Below are 12,330 nucleotides of genomic sequence, written 5' to 3' on the forward strand. Positions count from 1 at the left end.
TTGGCAAGGCTTCTCACATTTATGAGCTTGTCATGTAGACAGGTGCAGAATATTTGCATTGTTGATAATATGGCTACTTTATATGATTTAGCCAAATCATCACGACGGTGATTTGGTATTTATTGAATGTAACGTCAGGATTGACTCATGAACGAAAATAATACTGTGAATCCTCTCCGTTTTAATGGACGGACTGGGGAGTTTTTTGGCATTTGGATTGTGAATATTTTGCTCTCCGTAGTGACTTTGGGAGTCTATTCGGCTTGGGCCAAAGTAAGAACCAAACGTTATTTTTATGGAAATACATATCTCGCTGAAGATAACTTTGAATATCACGGGACACCGAAACAAATCCTCAAAGGGCGTGCTGTTGCCATGCTGTGTTTATTAATGTGGGTGATGTTAAGTTCTGTCTCTGAAGTGGCGTCTGCTGTCTTATTAATTTTGTTTTATCTGGTATTGCCTTGGATGATGTGGAGTAATGTCCGGTTTGATTCGGCAATGACCAGTTACCGAAATACCCACTTTGCTTTTGCAGGCACACTGAAACAAGCTTATATCACCTTTATGGGGCGTGGTGTAGTTGCAATTCTTGGGTTCATTCTGGGAATTTCTGTTATCGTGGTTATCACAAGGATGGTCAATAGTGTCTTGTTGATTGTCGTGATGGCAATTGCTTTCGTTGCGCTATGTGCATTTATTCAAGCATGGGTGATGACCGGAGTATGGCGCTATTTTATGAATGGCTACCGATACGGTAATGCTGAGTTTTCAGCGATTCTGACCAGTAAAAAATTATTTTTCATCAACTTAGGTGCGATCGGTATTTTTATTAGTGGTGTGTTGATGATGTTAGTGCTTGGCTGCATTTTCTTTTATTCAATGGTGATGAATATCATCATGGATATCGACCTTTTCATGTATTCGATGAATGACACCATGTTCGGCAGTATTATCCTTGGCTACCTCTTGTTGATTATTATCGGGATGATTTCTGCTGCTTATATGAGTGTCCGGATTCGAAATTACGTTTATTCTCAAACGTCGGTTTCATTGGAGAACCAGTCACTTAAGCTCAATTCTAGCTTCTCAGTGTTGAAGTATGTGGGATTATTATTGACAAACATACTGGGGTTAATTTTCACCTTAGGGCTAGCACATCCGTGGGTGAAAGTTCGTATGGCGAATTATGCCGCCGAGCAGACACAAGTGATCGGTGATTTAGAGATGATCAAGGCTGTGGATCAAGATTCTGATGTGCGCTCTGCACTGGGAGATGAGCTGGTGCAAGCCTTTGATATCAATTTAGGAATTGGATAATGCGAGTGGTAGGGGCGGCTTATCCGCCCCGTTTGTCACAGCGGTGTTCTGCGGATATCGAAATCTCCGGAGAACAAATCGAACTGCGTTGTGATAACCAGTTAGTCAGTCAGACTTCGTTTGAGCTGTTGACGCTTAGTGACAGTGTGGGCAATCTCCCTGTGCGGGTCTCTTTTCCCGATGGGTGGGTTTTTGTCCCTGAGCAGAATGAAGATATCGACTGTTTGCTGCAAAAGAAGGGCAAGAAATCGCTCAGAATCCGTCAGATTGAATCTAACCTATGGTTGATTTTAGTGAGTATTGCTTTCTGTATCGCAATGCTGTTTGCCGGTTATCGCTATGGGATTCCATGGGTGAGTCATTATGCGGCTCGAATGCTACCTGATCGTGTCCCTGTTTTCGTCGGAGAAAAAATCCTCGATCAGTTGGATGAACAGTTTGAAACGAGCCAGATTCCGGTGAAGCAGCAACAAATCATCAGCAAGCGGATCGCTGTACTCCAACAGCAACTCCCTCCAATGCCTTTCCCTGTACAGATTGAGTTTCGCGACAGTGAGATCGCCAACGCATTCGCGTTGCCCGGGGGCAAAATCGTACTGCTTGATCCTTTGGTTGAACTTGCACAAAGCGATCAGCAACTCGATGGGGTGATTTTGCATGAGATGGGGCACGTTTATCATCGTCATATGATGACGCGTTTGGTTGAGTCGAGTTTGACGGCTGTCGTCGTGGCTTCGTTGACCGGGGATACGTCAGGTGTCGTACATCAGATGATCGGTGCCGGTGTTTTTGTGATGAGTACGGGTTTATCGCGAGATATGGAGCGTCAGGCCGATCAGTTTGCTAAACAGGCAATGTTGAAGACTTATCATACCAGTGAGCCAATGGCCGCGATGTTTGAATTGCTTCGACAGCAGCAAATGCAACATATGCCGGACTGGCTGAGTTCTCATCCAAATTTCTCTGAACGGATTGAATCGATGCGCAAGCCATAGGAAAACACCCCGATGGATTTGATGACAATCGATGGTTTGGTGCAATAAAAAAACAGCGGCAATGCCGCTGTTTTTGTCTCTGCCATCTTGGCGATTACAGCGCTGCAATCGTCGTTTGTTGTTCTTCTAGTTTCACCAATGCTTCTTGATAGGCAGCGAGTTTCTCCCGCTCTTTGGCAACAACCGCTTCCGGTGCTTTGGCGACAAAGCCTTCATTACCGAGTTTGCCTTCGATCCGTTTGATTTCACCCTGCGTTCTGGCAATCTCTTTGGCGAGACGATCCAGCTCCGCAACTTTATCAATCAAACCCGCCATTGGAATCATCAGTTCAGATTTACCCACTAATGCGGTCGCACATGCCGGTGTTTCTTCATCTGCGTTTAAGACACGCACATCTGCCAGTTTTGCCAGAGATGTTAACACCTGCTGGTTTGCTGCCAGACGAGCCGCATCGTTTTCATTGGTGGCTTTGAGCATGACAGACAGCGGCTTACCCGGATTAATATCGTATTCGGCACGCAGGTTACGAATGCTGGTAATAAAAGATTTCACCCATTCAATGTCATCGAGCGCTTCCTGGTGGAAGTTTGCTTCATCATACTGCGGCAGCGCCTGCAACATGATGGTTTCCCCTTCAATACCAGCAATAAGCGGTTTGATACTCTTCCAGATCGTTTCAGTAATATAAGGAATGACGGGATGAGCGAGACGCAGCGTTTTCTCCAGTACGGTAATCAAGGTACGGCGAGTTGCACGCTGCTGATTTTCAGTGCCTTTCCACAAAATGGGTTTGGTCAGTTCCAGATACCAGTCACAGAATTGGTTCCAAATAAACTCGTACAGGGTATTGGCTGCCATATCGAGACGGAAGTTATCGATATGGAGATTAAAGTTTTTGGCGGCCAGTTCAAACTGAGATTCGATCCATTGATCGGCCAGCGAGTATTCAAGCTGTGCATCCGGTGCGAATCCACAATCTTGATCTTCGGTATTCATCAGGACATAGCGGCTGGCATTCCAGAGTTTGTTACAGAAGTTCCGGTAACCTTCCAGACGCTTCATGTCCCAGTTGATATCCCGTCCGGTTGACGCCATCGCGGCCAGTGTGAAACGCAGCGCATCGGTGCCATAAGCTTCGATACCATTTTCGAAAGTCTTACGCGTATTCTTCTCGATTTTGGCTGCCAGTTGAGGCTGCATCATATTGCCGGTTCGCTTGGTGACCAGTGATTCAAGGTCAATCCCGTCGATCATATCGATAGGATCCAACACATTACCTTTGGACTTCGACATTTTATCGCCGTTTTCATCCCGAATCAGTCCGGTCACATAAACCGTTTTAAACGGTACCTGTGGTTTGCCGTTTTCGTCTTTAATGAAATGCATCGTCATCATGATCATCCGGGCAACCCAGAAGAAAATAATATCAAAGCCTGTGACCAGTACATCTGACGGGTGATACATTTTGAGTTCAGGTGTTTGTTCCGGCCATCCTAGTGTACCGAAGGTCCACAGTGCAGAAGAGAACCATGTATCCAGCACGTCTTCATCCTGATGGAGTTCAACATCTGCTGCCATGGCATGTTTACGACGCACTTCTTCTTCATCACGGCCAACGTAAACATTCCCCTGATTGTCGTACCATGCCGGAATGCGATGTCCCCACCATAGCTGGCGTGAAATACACCAGTCTTGAATGTCACGCATCCAAGAAAAGTACATGTTTTCATACTGTTTGGGGACAAACTGAATTTCACCGTCTTCAACCGCTTTGGTTGCAACACCTGCCAGCGGGGCTGTACGAACATACCACTGATCGGTCAGCATCGGTTCGATCACCACACCACCGCGATCACCATACGGAATCGTCAAGTCATGATCTTTGATTGCTTCGAGCAAACCGAGTGACTCAAACTCAGCGACGATGAGTTTCCGGGCAGCAAACCGCTCAACGCCTTGGTATTTCTCCGGCAACTCAGATGGATAATCTTCGCTGGGTTCCCCTTTACTGGTAAAGACTTCAGCGTCTTGACGGATATTGGCATCAAAAGTAAAAATGTTGATCATCGGCAGGTTGTGGCGCTTGCCGACTTCATAGTCATTGAAGTCATGGGCCGGGGTGATTTTTACACAACCCGTCCCTTTTTCTATATCGGCATGTTCATCACCGACAATCGGAATACGACGATTGACGAGCGGTAACATGATCTGCTTGCCAATCAGATCTTGATAACGCGGATCTTCGGGATTGACTGCAACACCTGTATCTCCCAGCATGGTTTCAGGACGTGTTGTTGCAACCACAATATAGTCTTTGCCATCTGCTGTTTTCGCGCCATCAGCTAATGGATAGCGGAAGTGCCACATATGGCCTTTTTTATCTTTGTTTTCAACTTCGAGATCAGAGATAGCCGTATGCAGTTTCGGATCCCAGTTGACCAGACGTTTACCCCGATAGATCAAGTCATCCTCATACAGTCGGATAAAGACTTCTTGAACGGCAGCATAAAAGCCTTTGTCCATGGTGAAACGCTCACGATCCCAATCGACTGAAGCGCCTAAGCGACGTAGCTGTTGTGTGATCGTTCCGCCAGATTCACCTTTCCATTCCCAGATCTTGTCAATAAAGGCATCCCGACCGTAATCGTGTTTGGTTTTATCTTCTTCTGCAGCGATTTTGCGTTCGACAACCATCTGCGTTGCAATACCCGCATGATCGGTTCCGACTTGCCAGAGCGTATTGTTTCCCTTCATCCGCTGACAACGGGTTAGGGTATCCATGATGGTATCTTGGAAGGCATGACCCATATGCAGGCTACCTGTGACGTTCGGTGGCGGAATCATAATGCTATAAGATGCTTTTGATGTGTCACCGCTAGGCTTGAAATAGCCTTGCTTTTCCCAAGTCTGATAGAGAGCTTGTTCAATTGATGTCGGGTTATATGTCTTTTCCATAGTGCTCTTAGCTGGATACTGTCTGAATTAATCGGGATTAAACGTTATGACTGAGGTCTCTGTACGCAGAAAACCTGAGCAATAATGTTTTTCAATCATGGGTAAGCGATTTCAATTGTTTGGAGCTTATACCCGTTTTGACGGTAGATTTTATACCGTTCTCTGGCCAAATGTCTGGCATTTTTTTCGCAAGGAACGAAGTCTATCACCTCTGTAAAGCGATCCGCAAAGGTTGTGTTATTTTCTGCCATATTTATGACGATTTGCCGATTCCGGGACGGGGATACCTGCGGATAACCGATTTCAACGGGAGTGCCATTTTTCGGCCCTTCTCCGACGAGGTTATGTGCCAGAAACGTTTCAGCAGGGACTTGCCAGAAAAGCTCGGCAAACAATTCTGCTTCATCTCGATGATGGCAGTTCAGATAAATCTTTGCCCCTTGATGCGCAAAGTATTGGGCGAGAAAGAGCACATATTCCCGAAATCCTTCGGGCTGTGCCTGACGGCTATCAGGTGAAATCAGATAAAATGTGGCTGTTTTCATTGGCATGTCGGACAAACATCAAAAATAAAGAGGGTCGGTATGACCCTCTTCCGTTCGGTAACCATACAGTTACTCTTCGTTCTCAATCAGCCCACTACGATTGAGTAAGAACTGAACCAGCAGTGGGACAGGGCGTCCCGTTGAACCTTTCAGTGCACCGCTGCGCCAAGCTGTACCTGCAATATCAATATGAGCCCAGTTATATTTTTTGGCAAACTTAGACAAGAAGCATCCTGCGGTAATGGCACCGCCCGGACGACCACCAATGTTCGCCATATCTGCAAACGGACTCTTTAACTGCTCTTGATATTCATCGGCAATCGGTAAGCGCCATGCCCGGTCGCTGGATTGCTCTGATGCATTGATCAACTCATGTGCCAACGGATTATGATTGGACATCACACCACTGATATGGTGACCCAATGCAATCACACAGGCACCGGTCAGCGTCGCAACATCGACCACACAATCAGGCTCAAAACGTTCCGCGTAGGTCAGTGCGTCACAGAGAACCAAGCGTCCTTCTGCATCAGTATTCAACACTTCAACCGTTTGTCCGGACATGGTTGTCAGAATATCTCCGGGGCGGTACGCATTACTGCCCGGCATGTTTTCACAACCTGCGAGAATACCGGTCACGTTGAGTGGCAGATTCAATGCGGCAATCGCTTTCATCGTGCCGAAAACCGAGGCTGCACCACACATGTCATATTTCATTTCATCCATGGCTTCACCGGGTTTCAATGAAATGCCGCCAGAGTCAAACGTCAGCCCTTTACCAATCAGAACGACGGGTTTGCTTTCTGGATCTGGATGTCCTTTGTATTCGATCACCGACATCATCGATTCATTCTTAGAACCTCGTCCGACGGCAAGGTAGGACGTCATGCCTAGCTTTTCCATCTCTTCTTCACCAATGATTTTGGTGGTGACACTGGTGTAATCATCAGCGAGACGACGTGCCTGTGAAGCCAGATAAGCTGGATTGGCAATATTCGGTGGCATGTTGCCGAGATCTTTACAGGCATGGATCCCGGAAGATACCGCTAATCCGTGATTGATCGCTTTCTCACCGAGATTCAGCTCCCGTCGGGTCGGCACATTGAACACTAGTTTGCGCAGTGGGCGACGTGTTTCAGGTTTGATACTTTTAAACTGGTCAAATGTATACAGGTTATCTTTGGTTGCTTCGACAGCCTGACGAACCTTCCAGTATGTATCCCGACTTTTGACATGCAATTCGGTTAAGAAACATACGGCTTCCATTGAGCCTGTCTCATTCAGGGTACTAATCGTCTTCTGGATAATTTCCTTGTACTGACGTTCTCCTAACTCTCTTTCTTTCCCACAGCCAACAAGCAATACGCGTTCGGAAAGCACGCCCGGAACTTGATGCAGCAGGAGCATCTGTCCCGGTTTTCCTTCCAGATCACCGCGTCGTAACAATGAACTAATATAGCCATCGCTGATTTTATCAAGCTGTTCAGCAACTGGAGAAAGTCGGCGTGGTTCAAATACTCCGACAACAATACATGCGCTGCGTTGTTTCTCCGGACTGCCGCTTTTTACACTAAACTCCATGCGTACTCCTACATCGTGAAGACAAATAGAACTAAATCGTAGATAATGCACTCTTACTGGCTGAACAACAGCGAAATCCGAATCATTTTACTCAGCTTTCGAGAGACATAAGATTTTAAAAAATACATGTTTCAACGAAAAATTATAGTGATTCGATTAAAAAAACAAGTTTTTCATAGGTAATTTCAGTGTGATTATCGTTAGATATTTGATCCGAGAGACACTTAAAAGCCAATTGGCGATTTTTTTCATCCTCTTTTTAGTGTTTTTGAGCCAAAAATTTATCCGTGTTCTGGCTGATGCATCCGACGGAGAGATCCCTGCCAGATTGATCTTCTCGATCGTTGGATTGAATATGCCGGCGATGGGGCAATTGATGCTGCCATTGAGCTTATACATTGGTATTTTGATTACCTTTGGCCGGCTGTATGCGGAAAGTGAAATTACAGTGATGAACGCAACCGGCATCGGTAATAAGTTTCTGGTGCGTGCGGCATTATACTTGGCGATTATTACTGCCAGTGCGGCTGCGATTAATTCACTCTGGCTGTCACCGTGGAGTCAGGATCGTGAGGCGCTGTTGATGGATAAACTCGCGGCTGAAAATAGCGTTGATTTACTTCAGGAAGGACATTTTCAGCGCACGCCGGATGGCTCTTCCGTGGTCTTCATCGATGATATTGAAGACAAGAAACTGCGCAATGTATTTGTAGCGCAGCTGACACCGAAAGACTCGATATTGCCCAGTGTTATTTTTTCTGATTCGGGAAATGTAAAAGAACTCAAAGATGGTCGTCAGATCATCAGTTTACAACACGGCACCCGTTATGAAGGCATTCCGACGCAGGTCAGTTATATGGTGACCAAGTTCGATGAATATGAAGGCTTGATTGGTCAGCGCAAGGTTGAAAACCGAGGGCGTGACTGGGAAGCGATACCGACGCTGGAACTGTTGAGGAACCCGGATAGCCATGCTCAGGCGGAGTTGCAGTGGCGGATTTCTCTGGTCGTTTGTATCCCGCTGTTGACTATGCTGGTTGTTCCGCTGTCCGCTGTGAATCCCCGGCAAGGGCGATTCGCAAAAATGGGACCCGCGATTTTAGTCTATCTGACTTATTTCTTAGCGATCAGTGCAACGAAATCAGCCATTGAAGATGGTGGGATTCCCCCCGGTGTCGGGATGTGGCCGTTGAATGCTGCATTGCTGGGGACCGCCATATTGATTAATAGCCTGGATAGTGTATTTGTCCGCCGATTGAAAGATCGGTACAGACAGAGAAAGGTGGCAAGTCGTGTTTAAGATTTTAGATTTATATATAGGCCGAACGATCATTGCGACAACCAGTTTGGTACTGGTCACTTTTGTCGGCTTATCCGGGATTATCAAGTATGTTGAACAACTGCGAAAAGTTGGTCAGGGAAGTTATGACCTGATTCAGGCGTTGTATTTTGTGGTGCTGAGTATTCCCCGGGATATCGAAATGTTTTTCCCGATGGCAGCTTTGCTGGGGGCTTTGATTGGTCTTGGGATGTTGGCGGCCAGCTCTGAACTTGTGGTGATGCAGGCTTCCGGTTTTTCTAAACTCGATATCGGACTTTCGGTGCTGAAAACGGCAGTGCCATTGATGATTGTGATTACCTTATTAGGGCAGTGGGGAGCGCCTCAAGCGCAGAAAATGGCGCGTGATTTACGTGCATTTGCCACGTCTGGCGGTCAACTGCTTTCTGTACGTATGGGGGTTTGGGCCAGAGACTCCAATGACTTTATTTTTATCAATAAGGTCAATGATGACAAACTATACGGTTTGAATATCTGGCGTTTTGACGAACACAAGAAGTTGCGTGAAGTGATTTTTGCCACCGAGGCTGACTATGAAACAAGTAACCAGCAGTGGGAAATGAAAAACGTCCATATCACCAATATGAGTGATAAAGTTGTCATTTCGAAACAGCAGTTCGCCACTTATCCGTGGCACACGTCTCTTGAACCCAATAAATTAGCGGTTGTGACGGTCAAACCAGAAGAACTCTCCCTCAGTGGTTTGTATGACTACGTGCATTACCTGAAAATATCTGAACAGGATACGTCTCGTTATGAGCTGGCATTATGGCGTAAAGTCACCCAGCCCATTTCGATTGCAGTGATGATGTTGATGGCGCTTTCGTTCATCTTTGGCCCGTTGCGCAGTGTCACGATGGGAGCGAGAATCTTGTCAGGTGTGATCGCCGGTTTTACCTTCTATATTTCCAGTGAGTTTTTTGGGCCACTGAGTCTGGTATACGGTTTCCATCCGGCAATCGGGGCGATTGCCCCTAGTATCGTTTTTCTCTCGGTTGCATTGGTTCTGTTGCGTCGGAAATTGTAGGCGCTCTGCGGAGTCAGCTCGCTTTACGATTTGTCTTTGGGGATGACATAGAGATTGGTTTTAGCCCAAATATCATGGAATCCCCGTTTTTGAGGATCGAGCGGGACGGTCAGGTTCGATAGACCGAATCCAGAGGTAAATAAGCGAATTAGTGCTTGTGTGATGGTGATGGGCGTACCATCTTCATTGCTGACAACCAAGCGCCACGCTTTCATTCCAAGTGTTTGTCCTTTTTGAGTCCAACACCACACAAAAAAACCGATCCAGATGATTGCTAAATAAGCGGTAAATATAGAACTCCAGAATGGGTGGTGTGTTAAGAAACTGCTGACATCCTTGTAGATACCATAATGGATTAGTCCAATGGCAACCATCGTTTCAAGAATGGCAACGATCACGCCTGCTGCCAGAACTTCTAAGATTAAAATCAGACAAGTATCGTAAATAAGTGCACCGATGCGGCGGATAAAGCCAGCGGTTTGTAGATGAGGTTGATGTGACATTGTTTATCTATATCTCAGTAAAATAATTCCCGAGAGGATAGTCATTATTGCGCGGGTAAAAAAGAGGATAAACCGAGTAAATTGCTATTTATGGTGAAATAATCAACAATCAATTGAATTTTAGCTTTTTTTCGATTTTTATTATTGCGCTGATTCATTTCTTCCGTATAATTCACCTCACTAAAGGGGTAGCCCTTAATGCCGGTGTGGTGAAATTGGTATACACGACGGATTCAAAATCCGTTGCCTTCGGGCGTGGCGGTTCAAGTCCGCCCACCGGTACCATAATTTATACAACAAAGCCTCGACGAAAGTCGGGGCTTTGTTGTATCTGGATGTCAATGATTTCTTCGACATCGTCATTTTGTTGCTTCCATTCTATTTATTTCCTTTTCTGACGACGCCTCTTTTCCCGGCAACTTCATCACTTTAATCTATTGATTCATTTGTTTTTATAATCATCAGTTTATTATATGTATGATCAAATAAAGTAAAAAAAGGGCCTGAATTGGCTTAAATGAATTGCATATGGGGTGATACAGTTATTTTTTATTCACTCACTATGGAGGGCAATATGCGTAAACAGTTGTCATGGTTCTTATTATTACCGAGTATTTTCAGTGGATATGCGCTGGCTGACGCTGAAAAAGCGCCTTATTTTGATCAGTTACTCTCAGCCGATCATGCTCGGTTGAGTAAACAAGTTGCGCCCATTGATTCAGTGCAGCGTCGCGCTTTTGTGCCGATGGCGCTCGATTTGTCAGACAAAGCATCGATCCTGCCTCAAATCGGAAAATTGCAGTCCTTAGCTGAACATGTGACTGAAGTCTCGACACAAAGTCTTCCGCTATCTGTAACCGCTGAAGATGAAGCGGATACGGTGACGCCTTTATGTGACACATTAGAGGCGGGGAATTTATATACGTTGAGTGGTGTACAAAAGGACGGAGTCTATTGTTATCACTTTGAAGTCAAACAGCGGTCAAAAATTATGGCATTGTTGGTCAACCAAGATAAAACGACCGATATGAGATTGTCAGTGCTCAAGCACGGTGCGAATGACCAGCTCTTGATGGTTGGTACGTCTGATCAACCCGGTAATGCTGATGAAGTTGTTTCCGCAGTTGTTGAACCGGGGCACTACTATTGGTACATGGAAGCGAAAGCAGCGGAGAATGCCAGCATCCAGTTTGGTGTTTCAGTCAATTCGGCCATCGATACCTATGAACCGAATGATACGCCCCAGACTTCAACTCTGTTACCTGAAACACGGGACATGATTGTGGGGAATATTGATTCAACAACGGATGTTGATTATTACCTTTATACGGTCGATAAAGGCAAAAAAATTGATATCACAATTGATCAAAGTGCATCTCCTGAACAGTGGTTGTTTAACGTTATTGCACTCAGTGGCTCAGTTGAACGTGAAGAAAATACATATCACTATACGGTTACGGAAGGCACACAAATACTTCTTCAAGTTTCACATAATCCGGCAAAAAATGTTGATCCCAGTAAGCAATATCAGGTGCTTGTTGGCCCATCTGTTGCGTCTATGTCTTCCAGTAAGGTTGCTGGAGAATCTGATGTGGTTCGGTTAAAACTGAGCGAGACATCAATGTATCCGAATATATTGTCGAATGGCCCCTCAGGACTTTATTTAACAACACAGGCGTATAATCAGCTAACTTGGCAGGTGAAACTGATTGACTCCGCCGGACAACCGGCAGTGAATGCAGCCGTTGCTTTACAATATGATGTGAATCTGTTTGATGGAGAATGGAATCCATCGAATTCTATTGCTTATACAGATAAAACGGGAACCGCAAAAGGAATGGTCACGCTTGGTCGGAAGAATTGCCAGGATGAATTATTTACCAGGCAAGTTGCCTATGTGTATAACAGTAAAGTGACATATAGAACCGGTTTTGATGCAGGGCTATGGAGAATATTGGTTCCGGGAACTTCACTTGGTGTGGGTGGCTCTAACGTCCCCGGAGTGACGCTCGGTCATATTTGTACTCAGAATGTACTCAAAGTGGAGTAATTTTTCCTGACTGA

9 protein-coding genes and 1 tRNA gene are annotated in these 12,330 nt (G+C 45.6%); 6 read left to right on the forward strand and 4 right to left on the reverse strand.

From position 1 onward, the window contains the following. Nucleotides 1–147 precede the first annotated feature (147 nt). Nucleotides 148–1,320: a YjgN family protein gene (locus tag OCU60_RS02235; protein ID WP_074372060.1), complete on the forward strand. Its 1,173-nt coding sequence runs from the start codon at nucleotides 148–150 to the stop codon at nucleotides 1,318–1,320. Then, nucleotides 1,320–2,315 carry a M48 family metallopeptidase gene (locus OCU60_RS02240; RefSeq protein WP_074372059.1) on the forward strand — a complete coding sequence of 332 codons (996 nt, stop codon included), beginning with the start codon at nucleotides 1,320–1,322 and terminating at the stop codon, nucleotides 2,313–2,315. Before OCU60_RS02235 ends, OCU60_RS02240 begins: the two co-directional genes overlap by 1 nt. Before the next feature lie 94 nt (nucleotides 2,316–2,409). Here the strand turns inward: OCU60_RS02240 and OCU60_RS02245 are convergent, their stop codons facing one another. From OCU60_RS02245 to pepA, 3 genes are all read right to left on the reverse strand, one after another. Beyond that, entirely contained in the window at nucleotides 2,410–5,271 is a 2,862-nt protein-coding gene (locus tag OCU60_RS02245; protein ID WP_074372058.1) for a valine--tRNA ligase, read from the reverse strand. A gap of 95 nt (nucleotides 5,272–5,366) precedes the next feature. After that, entirely contained in the window at nucleotides 5,367–5,816 is a 450-nt protein-coding gene (locus OCU60_RS02250; protein ID WP_074372361.1) for a DNA polymerase III subunit chi, read from the reverse strand. A gap of 69 nt (nucleotides 5,817–5,885) precedes the next feature. Then, nucleotides 5,886–7,397, reverse strand: coding sequence for a leucyl aminopeptidase (pepA, locus tag OCU60_RS02255; protein ID WP_074372057.1), 1,512 nt, complete (start codon nucleotides 7,395–7,397; stop codon nucleotides 5,886–5,888). Nucleotides 7,398–7,587: 190 nt separating this feature from the next. On the opposite strand from pepA, the gene lptF reads away from it, so the two are divergent. Together lptF and lptG are read left to right on the forward strand one after the other, a co-directional pair. Next, the gene (lptF, locus tag OCU60_RS02260) at nucleotides 7,588–8,697 is read left to right on the forward strand and encodes an LPS export ABC transporter permease LptF (protein ID WP_074372056.1); all 1,110 of its coding nucleotides are present in this window, start codon (nucleotides 7,588–7,590) and stop codon (nucleotides 8,695–8,697) included. Continuing rightward, entirely contained in the window at nucleotides 8,690–9,763 is a 1,074-nt protein-coding gene (lptG, locus tag OCU60_RS02265; protein WP_074372055.1) for an LPS export ABC transporter permease LptG, read from the forward strand. The genes lptF and lptG overlap by 8 nt, the downstream gene beginning before the upstream one ends. A 23-nt stretch (nucleotides 9,764–9,786) precedes the next feature. On the opposite strand, the gene OCU60_RS02270 is transcribed toward lptG, so the two are convergent. After that, entirely contained in the window at nucleotides 9,787–10,266 is a 480-nt protein-coding gene (locus OCU60_RS02270; protein WP_074372054.1) for an RDD family protein, read from the reverse strand. A 200-nt stretch (nucleotides 10,267–10,466) separates the two neighbouring features. Between OCU60_RS02270 and OCU60_RS02275 the strand changes: the two genes are divergently transcribed. Both OCU60_RS02275 and OCU60_RS02280 read left to right on the forward strand, forming a co-directional pair. Continuing rightward, a tRNA-Leu gene (locus OCU60_RS02275) sits at nucleotides 10,467–10,551 on the forward strand. 289 nt (nucleotides 10,552–10,840) lie between these two features. Beyond that, entirely contained in the window at nucleotides 10,841–12,316 is a 1,476-nt protein-coding gene (locus tag OCU60_RS02280; protein ID WP_074372053.1) for a hypothetical protein, read from the forward strand. The last annotated feature ends 14 nt before the right edge of the window (nucleotides 12,317–12,330 follow it).

Source organism: Vibrio spartinae (assembly GCF_024347135.1).
Taxonomy (GTDB): domain Bacteria; phylum Pseudomonadota; class Gammaproteobacteria; order Enterobacterales; family Vibrionaceae; genus Vibrio; species Vibrio spartinae.

Excerpts from the sequence above, each read along its gene's own strand:
- OCU60_RS02235 (WP_074372060.1), top strand. The coding sequence starts at position 148 with ATGAACGAAAATAATACTGTGAATCCTCTCCGTTTTAATGGACGGACT.
- OCU60_RS02240 (WP_074372059.1), top strand. The coding sequence starts at position 1,320 with ATGCGAGTGGTAGGGGCGGCTTATCCGCCCCGTTTGTCACAGCGGTGT.
- OCU60_RS02245 (WP_074372058.1), bottom strand. The coding sequence starts at position 5,271 with ATGGAAAAGACATATAACCCGACATCAATTGAACAAGCTCTCTATCAG.
- pepA (WP_074372057.1), bottom strand. The coding sequence starts at position 7,397 with ATGGAGTTTAGTGTAAAAAGCGGCAGTCCGGAGAAACAACGCAGCGCA.
- OCU60_RS02280 (WP_074372053.1), top strand. The coding sequence starts at position 10,841 with ATGCGTAAACAGTTGTCATGGTTCTTATTATTACCGAGTATTTTCAGT.
- OCU60_RS02250 (WP_074372361.1), bottom strand. The coding sequence starts at position 5,816 with ATGAAAACAGCCACATTTTATCTGATTTCACCTGATAGCCGTCAGGCA.
- OCU60_RS02270 (WP_074372054.1), bottom strand. The coding sequence starts at position 10,266 with ATGTCACATCAACCTCATCTACAAACCGCTGGCTTTATCCGCCGCATC.